Annotated in this window: 12 protein-coding genes and 1 tRNA gene; 3 read left to right on the forward strand and 10 right to left on the reverse strand. The window is 54.4% G+C overall.

The features are described from left to right. Positions 1 to 73: 73 nt before the first annotated feature. The 3 genes from ACZ5NB_RS16840 to ACZ5NB_RS16850 all read left to right on the forward strand — a co-directional run bounded on the left by ACZ5NB_RS16840 (position 74) and on the right by ACZ5NB_RS16850 (position 3,875). The gene (locus tag ACZ5NB_RS16840) at positions 74 to 1,915 is read left to right on the forward strand and encodes a sensor domain-containing diguanylate cyclase (protein WP_460233459.1); all 1,842 of its coding nucleotides are present in this window, start codon (positions 74 to 76) and stop codon (positions 1,913 to 1,915) included. A 216-nt stretch (positions 1,916 to 2,131) separates the two neighbouring features. Further along, positions 2,132 to 2,218, forward strand: a tRNA-Leu gene (locus ACZ5NB_RS16845). 970 nt (positions 2,219 to 3,188) lie between these two features. Continuing rightward, positions 3,189 to 3,875, forward strand: coding sequence for a hypothetical protein (locus ACZ5NB_RS16850; RefSeq protein ID WP_464107606.1), 687 nt, complete (start codon positions 3,189 to 3,191; stop codon positions 3,873 to 3,875). A gap of 111 nt (positions 3,876 to 3,986) precedes the next feature. On the opposite strand, the gene ACZ5NB_RS16855 is transcribed toward ACZ5NB_RS16850, so the two are convergent. The 10 genes from ACZ5NB_RS16855 to ACZ5NB_RS16900 all read right to left on the reverse strand — a co-directional run bounded on the left by ACZ5NB_RS16855 (position 3,987) and on the right by ACZ5NB_RS16900 (position 22,383). Continuing rightward, positions 3,987 to 5,978, reverse strand: a complete 1,992-nt coding sequence (locus ACZ5NB_RS16855) for a hypothetical protein (protein ID WP_464107607.1) — start codon at positions 5,976 to 5,978, stop codon at positions 3,987 to 3,989. Between the two features lies 1 nt (position 5,979). Next, entirely contained in the window at positions 5,980 to 10,131 is a 4,152-nt protein-coding gene (locus tag ACZ5NB_RS16860; protein WP_464107608.1) for a hypothetical protein, read from the reverse strand. Between the two features lie 18 nt (positions 10,132 to 10,149). Beyond that, a complete protein-coding gene (locus ACZ5NB_RS16865; protein WP_464107609.1) occupies positions 10,150 to 12,168 on the reverse strand; it encodes an AAA family ATPase in 2,019 nt (672 codons plus the stop codon). Next, a complete protein-coding gene (locus ACZ5NB_RS16870) occupies positions 12,168 to 13,484 on the reverse strand; it encodes a hypothetical protein (RefSeq protein WP_464107610.1) in 1,317 nt (438 codons plus the stop codon). The genes ACZ5NB_RS16865 and ACZ5NB_RS16870 overlap by 1 nt, the downstream gene beginning before the upstream one ends. A gap of 15 nt (positions 13,485 to 13,499) precedes the next feature. Beyond that, on the reverse strand, positions 13,500 to 14,549 hold the full coding sequence (locus tag ACZ5NB_RS16875) for a hypothetical protein (protein WP_464107611.1): 1,050 nt from the start codon (positions 14,547 to 14,549) through the stop codon (positions 13,500 to 13,502). A gap of 15 nt (positions 14,550 to 14,564) precedes the next feature. Further along, a complete protein-coding gene (locus ACZ5NB_RS16880) occupies positions 14,565 to 15,182 on the reverse strand; it encodes a hypothetical protein (RefSeq protein WP_464107612.1) in 618 nt (205 codons plus the stop codon). Beyond that, positions 15,175 to 15,732, reverse strand: coding sequence for a hypothetical protein (locus ACZ5NB_RS16885; RefSeq protein WP_464107613.1), 558 nt, complete (start codon positions 15,730 to 15,732; stop codon positions 15,175 to 15,177). The genes ACZ5NB_RS16880 and ACZ5NB_RS16885 overlap by 8 nt, the downstream gene beginning before the upstream one ends. Positions 15,733 to 15,866: 134 nt before the next feature. Beyond that, positions 15,867 to 16,415: a hypothetical protein gene (locus ACZ5NB_RS16890; protein ID WP_464107614.1), complete on the reverse strand. Its 549-nt coding sequence runs from the start codon at positions 16,413 to 16,415 to the stop codon at positions 15,867 to 15,869. Between the two features lie 53 nt (positions 16,416 to 16,468). Beyond that, a complete protein-coding gene (locus ACZ5NB_RS16895) occupies positions 16,469 to 19,642 on the reverse strand; it encodes a UvrD-helicase domain-containing protein (RefSeq protein ID WP_464107615.1) in 3,174 nt (1,057 codons plus the stop codon). After that, positions 19,639 to 22,383 (reverse strand): PD-(D/E)XK nuclease family protein, encoded by a 2,745-nt coding sequence (locus ACZ5NB_RS16900; protein WP_464107616.1) that lies wholly within the window; start codon positions 22,381 to 22,383, stop codon positions 19,639 to 19,641. The genes ACZ5NB_RS16895 and ACZ5NB_RS16900 overlap by 4 nt, the downstream gene beginning before the upstream one ends. Positions 22,384 to 22,386 lie beyond the last annotated feature (3 nt).

Consider the following 22,386-nt stretch of genomic DNA (forward strand, 5'->3'; position numbering starts at 1 on the left):
AGGCTCGATTCAACAATAACGCACTGCCATCGCAGATGGACAGCTGATCAAAGCCTTCTATAGTTGTAGATATATGCGCGCCCTTCTTCTGATAGCTTTTTTTCTTTCGATAGCCAGCACTTCGACTACAAGTGCTGACACAACACCTGTCAGCCCAACAATCAAAAGCGGAACATTAATTAGCAATCAAAACTTTGAATACTTGTTGATGCCCGCCAGCTCTGATTGGGGCCAGATAGCCCAGATCCACCACAATAACGCATGGCAAACACCCAAAATAGACACGCTAAATATCAGAACCAATGGCACCCTTTGGATACGCTTTAACGTAACAACAAATGCCAATAGCCCACAAAATTGGATGCTCGAGGTTCTTTGGCCTCACATTTCGCTAGTAGAACTCGCGGTCTACAGCAACCAAAATACACTCTCAAAAGTTTATCGCGCCGGGAAATCTACCCCCATCACCGAGGACAACGCACACAAGAACATCGTGCTTCCTTTAAAACTGCAGGAAGACACAACAACTGTCTATTTACGAATTCAAGACCCCAACTTTATTTATATTCCGTTGATGCTCTTCTCGGATAAGGCCTACCAAAAGCATGACCTAACACGCACCATCATGTTCAGCATGGTCTTCGGCATACTGCTCGTGATGATTCTGTACAACCTGTCACTGTATTTTGCCGTACGGGACTCGATGTACCTCTTTTATACCAACACCGTATTTAGCAGCTTCTTGTATTTACTCGCCGTAAGCGGCTATGGGCGATTATTGTTATGGCCAACTAACGATTGGCTGAACCTCCACGCCTCCCCCGTTTTCGCATCTTATTGTTTTCTCTCAGTCACTTATTTCTTTCGCATATTCCTCGACCTACCTCGATATACAAACTGGCTTTTAAAAGCCAACACAGCAATGCTGATAGGGCTATCAGCAGTATTAGTCTTTACCCTCACTCCTTACCTAGGCTATGCAATGCTGCTGCTAGGCAGCCTTTCAGGCATCCTTGGAATTTTAGCGATAGTTACATCGTTCGTCGTTTGGCGGCGAGGCAATCGATCAGCCATTTACTTTGTTGTGGCATGGACTGGCGTTGCCATTAGCACCACATTTATGGTCCTAACACTGCAAGGTGAAATAAATTACTCGCCACTATTGGAATACACACAGGCAGGCAGCTTTGTACTTGAAATTGTTCTTCTGTCTCTCGCCTTGGCTGATCGAATCAGACGTCAACGCATTGCAAAAGAAGCGGCTCAACGCTCCTTATTGCAGCTTCGGGAGAAAACCAACAAAGAACTAGAAGACCAAGTCAAACTACGCACCGAAGAACTAGAAAACGCGATGACCAAACTTCAGGTTGCTAACAGCGAGCTCGCCAAGCTAACCAAAACCGACCCATTAACCGGCGTCAACAACCGCCGGCAATTCGACGAAGTGGCTGAATATGAAATCGCGCGAGCAAGCCGCACCGGACAACCGCTATCCTTAATGATGGTAGATATTGATCACTTCAAAGCCATCAACGACAACTACGGCCACCAAGCAGGCGACAGGTGCTTAACCCTCGTCGCCAGCTGCATCGCAACAAACGTACGCAAACCAAATGACATGGTGGCCAGATACGGCGGCGAAGAATTCGCCCTCGTACTGCCAGAAACCGATGAACCTGGAGCTCATCATCTCGCTGAGCGAATTCGTAAAGCCATCGAAAATATCTCAGTCTTACACGAAGGCAAATCCATAAAAATGACAGCCAGCATTGGCGTATCCACCCACCAGCCCAGCAGCGAAGAAAGCACCCACAAGCTAATACAACTCGCCGACACCGCCCTCTACAGAGCCAAAGAAAATGGTCGCAACCAAGTTGCCCTAAGCTCAGAGAACTACCCCTCAAACACTGTTTGACACAACTACAAAGGGCCTCTAAGATTCGCGCCCTTAGCACTATCAGCTGCAAAACACCCCAATATTCCGAGGTGGTGCGTTCGCATAGGTAAAGAGCGTAGGCGATGTGCAGGATGCACAAGTGTTGCGGGAGGCAGGAGCCGGGAGCGACCACTGTGTGTCGGGGTAAATACACAGAACGTGCAGTTAGCAATAATTTAAAATCCACCTTCAAATGCCCAGGTGGTGAAATTGGTAGACACGCCAGCTTCAGGTGCTGGTGGGAGCAATCCCGTGGAGGTTCAAGTCCTCTCCTGGGCACCATTTTGAAAAACGTCGAAAGACCACGAGAGACCATTTAAGATGCTGATTCTTAAATGGTTTTCTTGTTTATACCCACTCAACCACTTGTCTCTCATCATCTCAAATTGTCCCTTCTGTGGAACGCCAGTGGAACGTGGGTGGAACGCAGAATAGAGATTTTGGCGCTAAACTCGGACCATCACACCGACTTATTTTTACTCTCCTACCTTCACCTGAACTGTCAGATTCTTCTCGACAAGGACTGCTTGAGAAACGTATTCCCAGTAGCTTGTGTCTGATCAAGCAGCACACGAATCTCGCCTAACACATCATCCGTGTACAATCTGTCTGCGGCCACCACGGCCAAGTCATATACGCCTACCACGCTGAGGTTGTGCCTCGTTTACTTTCTTGAGGCATCTTCCAAAATTTGAAGCAAGTACATCGACCACGAATCGGATTTGAGGAGAATGGCCCTGAACTCTTCATCTGTCGGCTCTGCCTCGAACTCGTGTGCTTAGAACTGTTCGATCAGATTCACCAGTACTCTGGATAGTGCATTAAGAGATTGGTAACCGGGTCGTTGGTCAGCACTTGGCGGACATACTGTAAGCTTAGCGATACATTGGTTACCTTCATTTAGCAAGTTTTTCTAATTTATAATTCCCACTCTATTATCAATAATTAGTTTTTATCTTTTATATTCAATGACTTATTTTCCTGAGAGATGATAATACCATGAAAAATACCATGCTTAGAAAATTAATCAAAATAAATCGAAAAATATGACACCTGTTTTATTTTTCGAAGACGTGAACACACAGAAACGCTGCATTGCAATAGCTGGTTACCCGAATCAACTTGACTAATAAGCGAACACAGATAATACAACTTCCGACGCATGAGATCCCTCTAAAAGCCTAGCGCTTGCAGCATGATGACCACACAGCCATGATATGGCGATCCCCCCACATTGGAAACTGACCAAGCAATGATCGTCGCCCTACGAATTTTTCTGGTACTGCCCATTGTGCTAGCCACAACGCAAATAGGAGCGGCTGAATGCTCCAGCAACCAAGTGCAAGAGCTCCGAAAGAACTGCCAGGCGATCATCCATGACATCAAGGGGACCCGCAAACTTGGTCGTCAAGAAGAGGATATAGGTTTTGATGTAGGAAAAGGAGGGGCAATCAAAGGAACATCATGCATCGCTAATACCGGGAAATTGATAATATCATGTTACGGGGGCTCACCGTCATGCACCAAGGAGATAGTCAAGATTCCTAGCACTGTCAAAAAATGCGCTGAGGCGATCGAGCTTATCAATATTTCGATCGCCCATTACAAGAAGGCGTCTGCCTACTACGGAGCGGCGAGTGTTAGCTTCGACGACCTAGATGGAGAATACATACTGTACCAACTCACCGAATGCGGCGCTCCCGGATGCCAAGAGTATCTGGGCCTAGTCGACCTCTTGCGCCAGGACAAGGGGCGGGTTCAGCGGAATATCGATCATCTGAACAAGTACAAATCTCGCCTCGAAGAAGCCAAGTCGAAACTAGAGGTGTGTAAGACTAAAGGAAGTGATTGTGCCCAGGATATGCCGGACGATTCCGATATAGAAACATTGGAATCCCCTACGAACAACGTACAGCATATCCCAGTACCTTTGGGATGATGGGCTCATGGAGGCCCCACCAATGAGCGCCATAATTTGCCAGAATTGACGGTTCGCGGGTCTCAGAAGTTAGTGTAGTACCCGGCCGTTTTTATCTGAGCATTCATTGTCTCATTTGTCCCTCGTAACTCGCCTAGCAGAAATAACACCGCGCGTCGCAGTAAACAGCAGCAACAGGACGCCGAGCAACACCATGATGAGACCGGGGCGGGTTCGTTCGGCACGCAATCGAGCCTGTGCCGCATCGTTGAGCGCAAACAGTGGCTCGGACAGGCGCTCCCGCGCTTCAATGGTATCGGCGGACAACTGGGCGATGGCAGCGCCGTGCAGTGCTTCGAAAAATGCCCGCCAGAATGGAAAGAAGCGACCGTTATCGAACTCCGCGGGGTTTCGGGGTGAGCAATCGGCATTCAGCAAAAGGCCCTGTGCTTCGAGGTTGACAGCCAGGTGATACAAATTCAGGAACCCCGGAGCGTTATCCTGGGCAACCCGCCATTTAACGATGAGCGGCCTCGTCGTATGTATTCTTACCGGGCCGCTGTTCAGCGCAATCCTAGGATCATGATCAACGATGAACGCCTTCGCATCGCCATCGTCGGACTGGAAATAAAGCTGCTCGGCGTTGTATCGAAACGGGGTATTGAAGAAACTATAGGGACCCGGTGAAACGCTTCTTGACCGCGACACCTTCATGAACTGCCGATCTCCGAACTCGTCCACGGGAATCCGGGAAAGTCGATCCTGCAATTGTTCCAACCTCTTTTCCATAAAGCCTTTCGGGATGAGCCAGACACCCTCGTCACCGGCATTACGTACCTCAACGTCGCTGCCGCTCCCGACAAGGCTGACCTTGGCGACGTCAATGACCTCGATCATCTGCCCCCGCCAGTTGAACAACTCCGGCACGTTACAGTTCTGAACCTGTCGGATAGACTCTGAAACTGCCCCAGCATGGCTGCCTGTGATGCTCACGCGGATCGCATGCGGGAAAGAGAACTGCACACCACTTACGCGTGTAACAATTCCGGCTGTTTTCATTTTCACTTGCAGGTCCGCGGCGTCAGTCATCGATATATTTCCACTGATCTGATGCAAGCTATTGCTCGGGACCACTACATCCCGAGCCAGCGTCTTCGATATGGACTCCTCACCGTCGACCAGCACAGTGATTTTCGCTTCGGACGAACCGGGCGGCCAAGCAATCTTTATCGCAACGTTAATCTCGGTCTGTCCCGTGCTCCTCGCTCCCAAGAAAAACCGCGGCCGACCGACGATGTAAGGTACTTCCTCATTGCCCAAATTCGATGCGTCATCCTTGATGTACGACGCCGGCACGACCTTGTCATTGCCGAAAATACGTTCGGAATCCTGGCCCCAAATCCAGTTATAGGCACCAAGGTCTTCAGAGAAATAGCGCATAACTCCCACCCAGGCATGCCCGGAGGGCGTGCGTCTCGGATGCGCCTCGATCATGAGCGCATGGACGTTGTTCCTGAGGAGCAGAGCCTTGATCACGGCGATTTCGGTGCTTTCAATCAGCCAGCGCGGCAAGCGGTTATTCCATGACGTACCGCGTCGCAGCTCGGAAGGGTCCTTTCGCAGAGAGGAAAGAACAAGGTCAGAAATCGTGGCGCTAATTTCTTCCGAATCGCGCCGCCATCCGTCTTGGGGCGCAACGTCTACCAGACCCCACAGGACCTCATTGACATAAGGCGACGCATCAAGCGGAGTCATGCCAATCGCATCGAGGTCTCGAGACCACTGTAGAAGGTCGGAATCCCATGGACTCTGCACGGCAGGATCGAATCCTGATGGGTGCGACTGGCTTTTCAGGAAGACACCAACCGGCGACTGGACCGGAAAGACGATCAGAAATACACCCATAGCAATCAATATCGGCACTACGAGCGCAAGCGCCACGTTAACAACCCGGTTCGAGCTGACTTGGATGCCCTCATTCCTGAAGAACTCACCGCCAGTCGCCTCCCACCAGAATGCAGCAATACAAAAACCACCAACGAGCACACAAAGTGCCAGACCAACCGGGATTGACCAGAACGGCGTGACGAAGTGCGATAACAGACTATCGATGGCGAATTGCATGCTAGTCCAACAGCCCCCCGTCGCGGATGACAGCGAGCACCTCAGAACTCGTCATGTCAGCGTCGAGCACCGCCAAGCGAGCTCCATGCGCATTTATGGCGGCCCTCAGCTGCTCGATGCGCTTTTCCATCGCCACAGTCAACTCATAACGCGTCCATTCCGTTCGGTCAATGAAACCACTGCTGGACAAGTCCAGCATCAGGCCTGCTGGATTGTGATCGTTTTCACTAACGACCAGTGCGAGGCGTAATTCGCCACCATTTGAAGCCATTCTCTCGGCAAGCTTCTCGATATTCAGCACTTCCGTACATAGCGGATCAGCAATAAGGAATAGGAGCCGGTTGGATTCATCATCGCTGAACTGTTCCCGGTGGATGCTAAATTCTGCTTTCGAACGATTGATTCGATTCCGAAACGTCTCGGCTAACATCGTCGAATCGGCGTCAGGCTGAACTTCACTCAACAGCACAGTGGCGCTCGAACTGACAACCTTGACCGTACCCGTCTGCCGGAGTCCACAGGCGACAACGGCAGCGAGTCGTGCAGCAAATTCGGATTTCTGGGTTCGGATATTGATGACGTGCCCCCCGTGTCCAGTTGTGTTTTGGTCAGCGCGCTGCCACGACGGCGATGGATACCGGAGTGCACCGGTGTCATCCACGACGACTACGGATTCCTTCGTCTGGCTCAGTGACCGCAGGCGCACTCGCGGCTTTTTGAACGGAAACGTATCCGGTGCGACGAGTCCAGCAAGGTCGGCCCAGATGACCGACGTAAGTGAATCATCCTTGAGGGCAGTGCGAACGCCGAGGGGGATGCCGGCATGCCGCCCACTTCCCGCTTTGCCGGGGTTTGCGCCCCATTCACTGAGCACAGCCTCTACGGAAAATCCGGAAATTGTCACGATCGTCAATGCGTCGGGACCCTGTCGTTCGAACAATCGTCGGATCATGCCAAGGAAGCCTGTCCAGCGGCGCGTCAGCGGGCTAAGCTCAATCAGCGTAAACAGTAGTACCATTACTGAAAGTGTAGCGATACCGTAGCGACCGGCCGCAGATGATGTATTACCATACAGACTGCCTGTGCCGCTCGACATTTCCGCGACCCGCCTCCAGATTTCGAAGCTGCTAAACGACGTCTCCAGCGGCAGGAGCTTTACGGCGATGCGTTCCTGCCTTCCCAATGATTCGATCGTTAGCGGTTCTTTGTCATCGGGTTCGGTTCCGCTCGGGTTCCGATTGATCCTGAGCTTCGCCAGTCTCGTCACCGGATCGTAGTCTACCGGTGCAATGACGTAACCGGCGCTGATGGCAGGCTCCGACCACTGACTATCTGGCCTCGCGCGAACGAACAGGTCCACAGACTGTCCATTTGGTGCCTCCTCGATCGCAACGATTTGTCCGTCCTGCTCTTCGAGAATGTCTGCGGCCGAATGCCGAACGAGGTCGATCAGACGCGTAAACCCCCACCCGTCCACCCAAGCCCGGACGCCGGGCTCGGTATCCCGATCAGGCATTGCAAGATTCCCCGAATCGAGAAAGCATCGATCAAGCATTACCGGCCTGCCGGCAGCGTCTGTGACATATGTCGTAAGCGTGTCACGTTCGATGAAGTCGCGAGCCAACGGACTATAACCGAGCGTATGAATTCGGCTACGCCCGAAATGGTGCTCCGCATAGATTAAATCTCCGGTTGCACTCGTTCGGACACTAGCTGCATCCAACGGATCGGCACCATCAAGAATGAGGTGACGCTCCGGGGCCGGACGTTCGGCACTCAGACCGAATCGATCACATGGCGTTGCGATAGAACCAATACAGTCTACCTCGCTATCGAACCCACGGCCGAAAGCGGTCCTGCTGATCGACTCGGAACTACTCGCTACATGCTCGAGAATGCCGACCGGATTGTTGATGCTCTCGGAGAACACCTGACCGGCGAAACCGATCGATGCAGCAAAATCTCTGACCGACTCATAAGGGCTGGCGGCTCCCCTTGTACCTATGTTCGTCCTGATGTAGTCGTCTATTTCTGGGACATCTGCAAATCCCGTAGGTAATTCGACAACAACAACGCGTGCGCCCGACCGGAAAAAGGCACTTAGCCGGCGTTTAATCTCCGTTTTACGCTCCGGTGTAAAGTCCACCAGCGCATCGATATCCGGCTGAAAGACATCGGAGGCGAACAGGACGACTGTAGTGGCGTAGCGGATCGACGACTCCCACTCATCTACATCGCCTTTGTCTCTAACGAATTCGGCTAGCTGCAATAGAGCGTGACTCGCAAGGTAGGTTTCCAGCGACGGTGAAACACCCCAACCCGAAGGGGCCGTGCTGTACGTGCTGTACGCTGCCTCCGCATCCGGCCCTATGATATCGAGCCGGGTAGGCTGCGGATTGACTGCGAGATTGACCAGTGTCTTTTGGTCCAAGCCAAAATGCGCTGCCGCAAAATCGATGACCCCCACACTGTGATTGGTCGTCCCGCACTCGAGCAGGTCCGTCTGCCTGGCAATTGTGTCAATCGCTTCCTGCTGCCGCCGGATGCCATCGTGGGCAGCCCTGGCGAGCAAACCTCGGTCCGGCACGACGTGCAACTGCCGTTCCCGCCGTACGAGCTGCCCCCGCTCACTGCCCGCCCGCCCATTGGAAGGCCTAATCCAGTGGGGTAGGGATCCGTCACCAGATTGCGCCGGCGGCCCTATGACGACCGCTGTTCGGCCACGTTGGTGAAGGAACGTCGTCAAATCGACCTCCGACTCCAACCATCGGGTATCGTCCGCAGTAGGTTCAACGAGCAGCAAGGCCTCAGTGTTCCTCAGGCAGTTCGCAAGGTCTGCCACCGACCTTGCGCCGTTCTCGAGTTCAGACATCCTGAAACTGCAGCCTGACTTGACGAGGGGTGCACTACCAAGATGCCCGAAAAATGATGCAAAACCTGACGTTGATGCCCGAAGGACAGTACCAATCGCATCGGGTGCGCTTGCGCCATACCAAGTATCTCTCGTTAGCCTACCCTCATCATTGCCTTCGATCAGAGTCGCGGATGGCACGGGATCCTGTCGAAAATATGTCGCCGTCACTGGAAACCGGACGTCTTCACCATCAACCCGAAGCGTTGCTTCCACTTCGAGCCGAACCCAGCCATCGCATGAGAATCGTGGTTCGATGAGGGGTCTTGACTTCAAGTGATCCGCGCTGAAAGTTATCTGTAACTCCTCCGGCCTCTCGCCTGGGCGGATCAGGTCCTGTCGGGTAGCCGTCACCCAATTTTCACCTAGCGGGTAGTACTGCGTCGTCAGGTCCGTGACTTCACTGCAGCCCGTTCCACCAAGGCTGCGAAAAGTACCCTTCAGACGGTATGGCGGTGCTTCCGCAAGATCGATCAGTGCTTCATCTCTCAGAGTTAATACGAAAACCGTCTTAGCAGACCAAGATTCCGAGGCCAGAGCATTGCGCGTTTCCAAAGTCGCGGCGCGGCCGATCGATCGGCTCTCCTCGACGAAAAAAGTGCCGATGGGTACATCCTGCTGGATTAGTCGAGCCAGTGTTTCACGGACACTCGGTTCGATGTCGAGTGCATTGCGGGGAATCCTACCCAGCTGGCGTTCAGATTCCAGAAACAGGACGACAGAGGGTATCCGCATTCTGAACTGCAGTCCGCGACGATCTAGGGCCAGTTGAATACCACAGGCAATGTCATTTAGCAGGTCTATTGCGGCAATGCCTGTCGTTTCCATGCCACAATGAGCTGCGCGGCTCCTACCCGCTATTACCTCTAATTCATCGGGCTCAGCGGGCAGATTAAGGCCCCGAAATGCGTCGTCACCGTTAGCCCGTGATCCGCAACCAAACCGGGACCCACCGTCGAACAAAACAACCGAGACACTCGCGACATTGTCTAACTCCGACAGGCTGGCTGCGGCCACGTCCAGTGCGCCGACTTTGCAATCGACGACAGCAATAATATGTCGCGGGATGGAGATCGGCAGGTTGCCACCCTCGAGGCGCCAGAGTCCCGCAACGAGAAGAGCAAGTGACACCGAGCTGACAATCAGCCTGGGCCGGCGGGGAATACTTACACCATAGAGCAATCCTGCGACGGAAAGAGCCGCGCCGGAGCCGATCAGGATATATAGCAGGGCCTGCAGCATCAAAGCACCGGGGCCGGCCTAACTCAACGACCCAGCCTTCTTCCGGAATGCCATCACCGCAAAACTGGCCGGCCTGCGTCGCCAAATTTTCGCGGCGATCTTCCGGACGACGGCGTAGCTTCGCCTGCGAGCATCGGATGTATCGTTGGAGACCTTCGAAAACTCCTGCTCCAGTCGCTGCACCATCGGCTCTACGATCGCGTCCCCGCTTTCTTCGACGTAAAGCCAAGCTCTCTCGAGTTCATCTCCGACGATCTTCAGCAGGTCGTAGTCATTGTCGCAGTGCGACAGGAAACTTTGCTCAAAATCTCGCAAGGAGATGACCCCCTGTTCACTTTCATTGAGACTCTGGTTGTCGAATATCGCATTCAGCGATAGCAGATAATGATCCACTGGGTCGCTCCTGCTGCGTTTTATGTCTTTGACGACAGATTTTAGCTGCCTGGCCACATCTGCATTGGTCCACGCTTGGTCACCAAGCCAGATCGCCATCGCCCTATCTGACTCGGACCGGAATATGTAGTCACTGTTCAACGGTTCGAGTACCCGGTTGTCGCGCAGTGTTTCGCGCGTAAGCGACGCATCCCGGGAAAGTTCCTGGATGGCAATGCGCCACCGCTCCGTGTCACCCGTGCTCGTAAGACCGTTATCGACGAGCGCGCGTCGGCATTCTTTGTACAGCGTTCTATCCCCATTGATCATGGCCGCGATGGACTCCATCTGTTCGATGCTATCAACGGGCCGCTTGAGCCCGTTACACTTGTCGTAGACGTTTGGGTGCCGGAGAATCTCAGCGGCAAGATCCCGAATCGCGTTTTCCTTTCGCGCGATTTTTCCGGGATTGCTAGCCTGTGAAAATGTATCCTGGATCTTGTGCCCTAGGGTACGGACGGCAACGTTGATAAGGTGTACTGCCCGAACCTGGATATCTTCCTCCGCGACACCGCGTTCTTCGCCCTCCCTACGCGCTTCCGCGTAGGCTGCGTCGTACCAGTCACCTAGCGCGCGACCGTCCGGGCCGAAATTGCAGAGCTCCGACAGCGTGTCCATGGAAGCCGTCACTTCGCGAGACGACCCAGCGCTCTCAGCCGTTCTGATGACGTCCTCCAGCAGCACCATTGTCTCGGCCGACAGGTACTCCAGGCCGGGTTTTCGGCTGTATGGATTACCCCAGCAACACAGGGTCACCAGGGCCGCCCGTCGCAGCAACATCCAGTCGACCTTCTGTTCACGGATACGGCTACCAAGAATAACGTCCGAGAGAACGTTGATGCTTGGGCTTCTCAAACGAAAAGACTGCCCGATGCGCGCAGCCAGCGGCGGGCTCAGCACGCGTGCGGATGCGTCGTAACCGGGAGGGTTCATCGTCATGCAGACGACTACGGGCAATTCGTAGAGCTCTCCGCCCATCACGACCTGGCCTTCTTCCAGCAGGAGCAGCAGGCTGTCCAATACACCGTCGGAAAAACGATTGATCTCGTCGAGAAATAGGACGAATAGCCCCTGTTCGTCGGAATCGCCAGAGTTGTAGTCCATTTTGAAGGTCTTAATACCTTCATCCCCGGATGCATTGAGCACGAGCGGCCGGTTGGTGGTCGAGTCACGCTCCACACGCCGCAGCAACGGCGCCTTCCGAATTTCCGGAATGACGCGCCGGTCCCGCGATCCGTCGGCAGCGATCGTTTCCTCGAGCGTCAGGACGATATCGTCTTCGATCAGTGCATCTCTCGAGAACTCCTTGTTTCCCTGCACCTTCATCCACGCACCTTTGGCGATTATCCCGTTTGCCTCGGCTCGCTCGATCGCTTTCGCGACACAGTAACTCTTACCACAGCCGCGCGGTCCGTACAGGACGACATGTTGTCCACGCTGAATCGATGCCTCGATCGTTTGGATAAGTTGGCTGCCGGTTTCGTAAAAGCGGCCATGGTCGCTGCGCGCCGGGTCCATAAGTACCTGGGGTTCTGCATTTACCCACTGAACAAGGCCCCTGCGGATTGCGCTCAGTCGCCGACCTATCGAAATGCCCTTGTTCATCAAGTCCCCCATTCGGAGAGTTTACTAAGCAACTCGGACTTCATTTCACCCGTGGGCACCGCCTTGTCGATACACGCCGACACCATCTGGACCAGACGAGGATTGCCAACGAGCATCGATTTCACGGATTCCTTAGGGACCTTGCCATCACGAAGACCCGCACAGATCGCCTCAGCGTGACGCATAATTTCCGCCTCTGCGTCATTCGCTGCCGACTCCATGGTTACGTCGACTACTTTCGCAAATATTGCACTTGCGTCATCCTTCGACATCTCACCATTCATGACTGCGACCTCGAGCTCGGCTGCGATCAGATCCTTGAGACGAAGCTGATCGTCGACCGATAGCCCTTCAAACAATGGCGTAAGGCGTGAGATAGCCTCCTCGACGTCAAAGCTATTCGTCGCGACACCTTCGACAGCTTCCTCGACGATCGTGGTTCGAGTGAATCCACCCGGGATCGCCGCGCCAAGCGCGCCTAACAGAAATTGAGGAAAAAAACCGCTGATCTTGTGCTTCTTGTAAACTGTTCGTCGGTCAAACCCCGGAACTGTCGCGCCGCGCGAATCGTCGATGATATCGTGAAAGTCGTCCAGGGTCGGCGAATTGCCTTGGGGAGGCTCGAAATCAAGTTTGGTGTAATCCGCCAACTCGAAGGTCTGCGGAACCTGTGCTGCCTTTTCCATCTCGTCCTGCTGGCGTTGCAACACCGCCGCACGATCGGCACGTTCCCGTTCGTTCAACGCATTGACTGCGGCGGAGAATGCCTGGTCAAGTATAACGACCCTACTTTGCTGATCTTCGGTCAACTCGCCATCGCACGTGAGCTCCTGCTGCCGATCAGCAAGCAACTCAGAGGGAGACGCCTTCAACTCGACCAGCTTTCCTCGGGTATTCCAGTTCTCATAAAACGCGAGGTCATCCTCGAGCCCATCCACACAGCTTGGCACATCGACGACAGGCTCTACTTCGGCTTCGTACACGCCAGTGACTGAAGTGCAATCGCCGAGCCAGCTGCAGTTCTCTTTGCGAATCCCAACGTTTGCCGCGATCAGCGCAACGAAGACGACGAGCAGGGACTTTCGCATCCAGGCCCTCAAGAACCAGCCATTGACCTTCCTCATGCCGTATTTCCTAGTACACCAAGAGCCGGCGTAGATGCTAATCCACGCCAATGCAAGCACCCATCCCGACAGCGAGTACCACCTCCAGTTTTCATAGATGCCACCAAAGACGGCTACCGGTAGCGTTAACAGAGAAAACACCAGCAATACGATCAGCAAGGTGTCCGGATTTTTAAGGCTGGTCAACATCATCTTCATTCCGCCAGATCAGCCTGCCAGTTCGCCAAGACAAGCCGCTGCGTCCGGGTTTTTGGTACGCAGCTCCTTTTGCAGTTTGGGCAAGACCCTCCGGATATTGCGAAGATTGTTGTCATCTACCTCGTTGATAAGATCTTTCATATCCCTGCAGGAGATGTCACGATCAATCAGCCGCTCAAGCTGTTGCAGAGTCTCTTCGCCAATCTTGTCGTTGATCACCTGTTTAACCGTTCCCTGGAAGCTTTCATCTAGCGTTTTCGATCCGCCGAGCACGTCGGCGAGAATTTCCTGCACGTTTTCGTTGTCATCGAACAGGTCGCGCGTTTTTCCTCGAATCCACTTTCGTTCCTCGTCCGACAAAGGCTCACCGTTGGAGGTTTTTTCAATGATAGAGCCCATTTTCTCGATATCCTCTTCCGTCGAGGATCCGCCCAGCACACCCTGTAAGAAATCGGCGGCAACAATGGCGCAGAGTCCTCCCGACGCCGCGTAGCAAACACCTGCAACCATCGCCATGGCAACTAGGTCCTGTTCAGACGTGTTCTCATCGGTGTTCTCGTCACCCATAGCCGTTGGCGAGAACACCGTTTTATCTTTCAAATCTTCGCTTTTCACTTCACGTAAGTTCCGAAGCCGCATTTCCACCACTTGCTGGTTTTTCTCGTGCGCCTCCAGACTCGAGCGCAATTGCCGCGCCTCGACGAGCGCAGCATTGAGCTCCGTCTGCTTGGCGGCTGCGGCCGCAACATCACCGGCCTTTGCCTGCTGCAGCTCCTGACTCAACCCCAGCAGCATATCTTCGAGGCGCTGAATTTCGGCTTGCTGGGCAAGACGAATATTATCATCGCGCTGCTGCAGTATCTGTCGCACTTCATCCGTCGCCCTGTAACCGACCGCCTCTGCGGAGCGACTCTCGAAACGCGACTTGTGTATTTCCACGATCGCTTTGAGTACTGCGACCTCAGATTTTTCAGCGGCACACTGGTCCTCTACTTTTCCGCAGCCAGCGACAAGTAACGTAATTACCATCATCAAGACGAAATCCTTCTTGTTTTTCATCTTTTCCTCCTGCTCCTACTTTTCTCGAACAATATTCACGGCAAAATGCAAAACTGTCAGTCCTGCGTTGTCTATCATTGTGAACTTCTGAACTGGCCCCGTTGGATTCCCAGGCCCCGGAACCGAAGCCGGCCTCAAAAAACGGCCCTCTCCAATGACGCAGAGACGCGATGGAAAGGAAACGGTCATTTCCTCGTTCAGCCCCACCTTCGGATCAGATCGACAGTCGCCACCTGCCAGCGGTCGAAGTCCGAATCGAACTTCGGATGCACGATAGTTTTCACGCTTTTTGTTTTGGTGATTGTGGTACGTCTTTTTGCATTTCTTGAATAAGAAACCGCTACAGCTCTTTCCGGCATAGCGCCTGCCATTCTGCCACCAGGTAATTGGCGAAAATTCGGATGGACCTACGTTGCTCACCCGGACCTTGTCGCCGAGGTGGAGCGCTGGCGTATCGTTGTTCTCGATACTCAGCGTGAACGTGTATGCTGCGCCGCCAGCTATTAACTGCCCCTTCGCGGTGACGCTAATCGGACCGTTCCACGCATGTGTTTCGCTCATGTAGGTGCGATCTGCCCACGCTGCAGGTGCAGCGAGTATCGCCGCCACCACCGCGATAAACAGCTTATTCACACAGACCATCGGGAGGTGTCTCGTCAGTCTTTTCCCACCGGCCAGAAAGTGACTCGATGGCCACGGTAAATGTCGCCACGGGTGTCCATTTGTCACTGACGCTTGGGTAGAATTGCAGGTTTTCGCCCAACGGTTCGTCTACAACCCGGATCGATAACTCCCCGCACACGCGCTTGGCTGACTCTCCTTCATTGATCAACCCGTCGACCCTGCCCACGGCATCGGCGCCACAGGCGTCGCCAGCGGTGTAGTATGCGATAGCTTCGACCAGCGTGCCGGCCTCCCGGGCGACGGGTGTTACTGTAGTCTGCTGCTCGTACTCTGCAAGTTCGATTGTTTGCACGATCTGCCCAAGGCCAATCTCGAAATCCGGCGCTACTCTGACCGAACCTTTCGACTTCGGCGGAAGCCAGAAGTCGCCGGCATTGATTCTGAATTCAAAAACTCTGTTGTCGGCCGCAGTGCGCGCCTCGACAACGATGGGGAACAGCGCGTCTTCGCAGATCCACTGCGTTTTCTCTGCAAACGCAGAATTCGGAAAAACAATCATTGTTAGTATTGCAGCGCATAATCCGACTGTATGAAAACCGAGGCTACGAAATCTCCTCGACAATATACCTACGCATATTCCACTATGACTGTAGAGAATCATCTTTCCTTGGTTCATACTCCGGTCCCTATTCGTCAATTGGCCGCCTTCAAAGCCTGCACAAATGAGAGAGGCATCCAACCTTCTTGGCGGCTTGGTACCACCAGTCCAAAATCTGTTGCGATAGCCTGCAGAAAAGTCACGCAGTCATCTAGAACCACGGTGTATGGGCGAGTAAGCGGTATTTTGACACCAGCGAACAGAAATTCTTTTTGATCTTGTATTCCTTGCCTAATCTTTAGATATTTGTCTTTATTTGTTTCAGCAACAAGACAATCTTGCGTTGGATCGGAGTAGTTTTCAGGGCTTATTAACCCATATTGGTGCACAGGCACTGATTTGGGTGGTCCAAATCCCGCAGTTAGAAACTCTGTTCTCTTTTTATTTTTATCGAAACTTTGCAATACAACGAAAGCATGGCCAGGTTTGCTACCTGCAGCATCCTGCCCCCTTGCGCAAAACCCTACTTCATAGGTCGAGCCATCTGCAGCAGTCTGGGCACCATGAACAATTCTCTTCTCTCCTGCGAATGCCGGTATTGATGTGAAAATCATCAACAGCATCAGAAGTGGCATCTTTTTCATTCGAATCTCCATGTTTCTATCTTTTATTCACTGCAAATTATAAGCCTATATAATCAGAGAAATGGCACCAACACCACTTCCCCTCGCCGAATCCAGTTAATTCCTATACCTGAAACGGTATGACCCATACTTTCGATTAGATTTGCGTAGCATTCCAACTGTGGCCGATAGCCATTAAATGCCGCTTCCGGATCCTCAATCTGGTCTGATTTGTGGTCAAGGATCCATAGGCCGCTGCCTGTTTCCAGCACCAGGTCGGCGGTGCCAGAGACCACGGAGCCGTTATCATCAAGCCCCAGTAATGGAAGTTCCCGATGCACAGCTGTTGCGGAGAAGTGGTCTGATGTCCATTGCTCGAAGCTATTCACACTGGCAGCGATGTTCGCGGCGGTGCCATCACTGAGCTCTACGCCAGTGATACCTGAGATATTCGCAGCGTGACTTGGATTAGCGCCGAGAATCTCGAAGCAGCGGTGCAAAAAGGTACCGAGTGTCGTGCCGGTAAGCTCGATATCCAGGTCCAACCCTTTGTGGTAGCGGATCAACTCCAGTGGTTGCTTGTCCGTCTCTGAGGCCTTGATACTTTCCATTCCCGATGGCACAACGCTGTCCGGAATCAATCCCTGCGGGACGATTCCGCGCTGTATCGCCCGGCGGCCGATGGTGGCCAGTAGGTCAGTGGTTGTCTCCCCGCCCGTCCCGACATCCTCTGGCAGCTCCGACCCTCCTTCCCTGATCAGGCATGGGAACGAGTTGCCACCAACGGCAATGGTCGCGTCTTGACGCGATGGGGTGAGGTTTGACGCCAGAATCGACCAATAGGTCAGTCCATCTTTACCCGCCAAATAGCTCGGCCATTCCAGCACCAGTTTTTCCCGTGCTCGGGTCATGGCCACATAGATCAATCGTCTGGATTCAAGCTCGTTAGCAAGCCCCAACGCTTCGAGAAACTTGTCGTCGGACTCGGGAGCGGCAAACTTGGGTGAGTACTCAATCTGCGCCTTCTCGATCAGCTGGGAGAGATCCTCAAATGTGCTGTAGCCGAGCGCCATGTTGGGCAATCCCGGGCTCAAGCTCCTATCCATGCCACACACAAACACCACGGGCCACTCCCGGCCTTTGGAACTGTGCCAGGTCACCAGCTGAATGGCATCTTCGTCGATCACCCGCGGATCGGGCTGATGGTTTTTGTCCTTCTGCTCAACCTTGGCGTTCAGCCAGGCCAGGAAGCTCTGAATACCGGAACCGTAGTAGCCACCGCTGGCGAGCGCTTCACGGTTGGCATCCATGTATTCGCCCGCCTCGGCCTGCAAGCGAAGCAGATTTGCGCGTGCCTGATCAGCATCCGGCCAGACGGACACCTCGTCAAACAGATTGAGTGCCGCACAGGTGTCAGCCACCAAGGCAAAAAGAGTGCGGTCTTTGACGTTCGCGGCCAGCGCATCCAACCGTGCCAACACTGGATCGACGATTTTCCCATTGGCAATCAGCTGTTCCAGGGCCGTTTTTAAATCGCAGCTACCCAATTCCGTGACGGCCAGGTACAAGGCGGCATGGCGATCCGTCGGGTTGGCGACATAGGCCATGGCCTGGCAGGCCAGTTGCACCACCCGTGAGGAATGCCAGCCGTCCTCTTGCAATCGCACCCGTAGCCCCATCGCCCGCAACACATCAGCGTAATCTGCCAGCATCCTGTGGGTAGGGCAGAGCACCGCAATATCCCCACCACGCAGTCGACGCAGCTGTTTTGTGCGTCGATCCGTAATCTGCTGTGAAGGATCTTCCAGCATCACCTGTAGCCGCTCACCCACGGAAAGCGCCCGAACGGCATGCTGACCTTTTTTGGCCTTCACCGGAAAATCAATCAGCTCGATCGGCTCCTGGCGGCTCGCAGCCCCCTGCGGCGCCAGAGGCACGTATTCATCACCAAACAAGCTGGGGCCAACCGCATTGATAAAGTGCATCAGGGTTGGCTGGGATCGCCAGTTGCTGGTCAAGGGCTTGGCGACATCCTGATTCTGGCGGATCAGGGCATCGAACAGGCGCGGATCGGCGCCCTGGAAACCCATAATCGCCTGCTTCAAGTCACCGACGGTGACAGTGGGTACACCGGCGTCCCTCAACTGCCACAGCAAGGCAAACTGCAGCGGGTTGGTGTCCTGAAACTCGTCCACAACCAGGCAATCGATGCGCTGCCCCAGGGTATTCAATACTTCCGGGCGGTTGCGCAGCATGTCTGCGGCCATGGCGATCATGTCGCCGTAGTCGACCAGCCCCGCTTCACGCTTGGCTTGCGCATAGTGGACCAGCACTTCCTGGCCGGCGGCGATCAGCGATTCAATGTGCAATACGGCCTGTTCACGCGGGCCGGGGTGCGTAGGCAATGCGTCCGCCGCCTCGATAACGGCATCGGCCAACTCGTCATAGCCGTCGGGTAACTGACAACCCCGCTTGGATTTGCGCAGCGCGCGCAGCTCTTTCCACAGTTTCCAATCGGTATTTAAACCTTCACCTGTCGCCGCGGCCCGCAAATTTCGATAGTCGCGCTGAAACTCCTTGGCAGCCGTAGCGCTATTACCAAATTCTCTGGATAAATTCTCCGGGAAGGCCTCCAGCAAACGACTTGCCGCCTGCTGCAACCGTGCCGTCAGTTGGTCGCCGTCTCCGGTGACGCCGTAGCGTGCTCTGATCCAATCGGCGGCAAACGCAGCGTAGCTATCGCTCTCTTCGGACCAACCGGCAGATCGCAACAAGGTGACGATTCTCAGCAGATCATCGCGAAAGCCCTCTTCGGCGCTCTTCTGGGAGTTGAAATCAAAGCTGTAGCCAAACCTGGCCAGATCTGAGGTGATGACATCCGCCTTTTCCGTGCGCGCCAACGCCAGCCGAATCAGCGTGTTTTCTTCGTCTTCATTCAGCAGTCGGGGCCGAGGAGACAGCCCTGCATCGAAGGCAAATTCCGTCAGCAAGCGCAAGCCGAAACCGTGGATGGTGGAGATGTAGGCCTGATCCAGCTTTAAGGCTTCTTCCAGGCGACCAAGACTCAGCAACTTGACGCGAATCCGCTCCCGCAGCTCTGCTGCAGCGGCTTCGGTAAAGGTCACCGCCACGATACGTTCGGGAGCAATCAATCCGGCAACCACCCACTCACCCAACTGCTGCTGAATGGTGTAGGTCTTACCGGACCCCGCGCCGGCGGGAATAATGGTGAGTGCTGGCAACATCATTCGGCCTCCCTGGTATCACCGGGTATTGTGAATAGCGGAATCAACGGGCTGTTCTCCAGGGCATAGGGCTTCACGCCTGCCTGTTTATCGAAGAACGTCGCATCGCCGTCCCGATTCAAATACAACTGCCCTGCCCTCACCTCCCCCAATCGCTCCCGGATCAGGGTCATCGCCTGATGAGCTACATCGCCTTCCAGCACCTCCCAACCCGGAATGGCTCCAGATTCGACCACTAATGCATCCGATAGCGACGTCTGGTCGTTCGTCATGAAATAGACGATACCGGTGGTATCTCCAGCCTTCAGTCTCTCCAGCAAGGTCGTATTGTCTTCGCTCTTAGGCCCCCCGGTTTGCAGCATGGTGCGGTACAGGTTTGCCTGACTGTCGTAGCCTTTCTGCATACGGGGCCTGCGGCTGTTGGCACTGGAGCGTTTGTAGTCGACCACCAGCAATCGGCCATCGGGCAGGCCCAGCAATATATCGGCCTGGCCATGAATGGGCAGACCTTCCAGGTGCCCCTCCAGCCACTCTTCGGTACCGAGAATCTCGGCATTCAGGGTCTCCAACACGTCTCGCCAGGCCAAGGCGGCCTTGGTGATGCCAGAGGCCAAATGCCGGCGTTCAACCTGCCACTGCGCAGCGCGGAGGAAGGGTGCGTGGGTTCTGATGGCCGCGTCCAGCAGTGGCTCAACTTGTGCGCTGATGGCCTGTGGGTCGGGTATCGGGCGCGATGCCTGAAACAACTCCTCCAAGACCTGGTGGGTGAGCGTGCCCAACAGCATGACATCGGGCCGTTCCGGCTCCCAGCCCTGGGGCTCCGCGTTGATGCGACGTAACAGCCAGGCCAGCCTGGACACCATCAATGTCTCCAGGCTGCTGGGAGACTCGGGTCGAAGATTACCCTCGGCATCAGTGCGTAACGCCAGCAGGTCGCATCCAAACTGTATATCTTCCGTGACAAGCGCACGCGGTAGCTGCGGCGGCTGTGATCCGGCCTGCGGCAGGAAACGAATGCGATCGCGGTCTGCCGCCACATCCATCTCCAGAATCAGAGACTCTCCGTCATCGATACCGCTGTACAACTGGCCCATAAATACCAGTGACTCCGACGGCGACTGGGATGCGCCACTGGCGTCTCTGCGGGGGATCGTGAAACAGATGAACTCGGCAACGGATGCCAACTGGCGTTTAAATCGCGCCCGTCGATCGCGCATTTGGTCTGCCGGTGTTGCCAGCGATAACCCGAGCGTGTCCCGAAGCGCCAGCAAGTCCTCAGAGACAAATACCGTGGAATCGCTGCTGGCCACCGGGTAATGTCCCGAGGCGAACCCCAACACCAGCAAAAACCGAACCGGGCGCCAGGCCTCGTGGGCTTCACGCCACACCGTAATCCCTTCCAGGTTAAAAACGGGCGCTTCCCCAGTGCTAATGTTCTTTGGGCTGGATAGGCGCCGCAGTAAGCTCCAGTCGATATCCGTCTTACCGGTTAATGCCGCACACAACTCGTCGGCCGTTGCCTTCGCGTGGTAGACGTGAGATTCCAATTGCTCGCTGCCGTCCAGCAAGCCGACAAAAGCCTGAATCGCCGCGGCTAAGGTGTCCGGACGCTCATCGCCCTCATGCAACAGGTCCAACATCTGCAGCGCACTCCGAGTCGCCTCCGGAAATGGACGCAATCGATAGTCGCCATCCATCACAGCCTGGGCCAATTCGGCGCCCTGTTCTTTCGACCACGGCATTAAAGGAGACGACAAGCAAACGGCCAGAGCCATGGCCGGTGAAGGCTTTTGACGGCAATACAGAAAGTGGAACAGGGCTTCATGCCCCAGATCCCGCTGCCAGTGATCCACAGGCAAACCGGAAAGTGGCAGCCCCGCCGCTGAAAATGCATCATTGACGGCCAGTGAATACTCAAAGGTATCAGGCAACAACAAGCCGATGTCAGCTGGGACGAGCCCCGGGGTTTCGGCCAGCATTTGCTGAGCCATGCCTGCTGCCACTTCGGCTTCCTCCAGAAAATCCCTGACGCCCACCCATTGCACAGTATCATCCAGCGGCACCGTCTCCTCTGGCACAGCAAACAGGCGTTGCTGTAAAGCCTGAATGCTGGTCTGTGGTGTAGTCGGAGAGGGATCGAGCAAGAGCGACGCGATAAGCGCGGTCAATGTCGAGTCAGGTTCTATCCCAGAATCCTCGTTGAGCTTGTCTATCAACGCCCCCTGCCAGCGAGTCAGCGACGGAAATCCCTCCAAATGATAAACCGCGATCCGCCGTATGGCGGCGGAGGGTTCAGCAGAAAGTAGTTGCTGTATACCCAGTAACTCGTCGGGTAGCAGGCTATCCAACTTAACCAGCAAACACACGATATCTTCAACGTGCTTTCTGGGACGATCAGGGATTTGGTCAAAATTTAGAAAGGCATCACTAACGTTGTAGCTAGGCCGCGTAGCAGAAACAATCAGGGATAGCGCGGCTTCAACTTCTGCAGCCACTTCTTGAGGCGCCACCTCAAAACTGTTGGACCAGAACGCATCAGGCAACTGTTCCAGCGCCGCATGAAATTGAGACTTCCAGTCACTTACCTGAGGTGCAATGACATACGCGCTCTTGGCTTGCTCGATCAGCTCCGGCCAGGTACCAACCACAATCCCCATGCTTGGGGATTGGGTGGCCAGTATTCGGCGAAGGCGGCGAGCGGCACTGCCGTCGGGAACCAAAAGAAACTGTATAGCCTGCATCATAGA

The sequence above is a fragment of the Aurantivibrio plasticivorans genome, assembly GCF_055392955.1.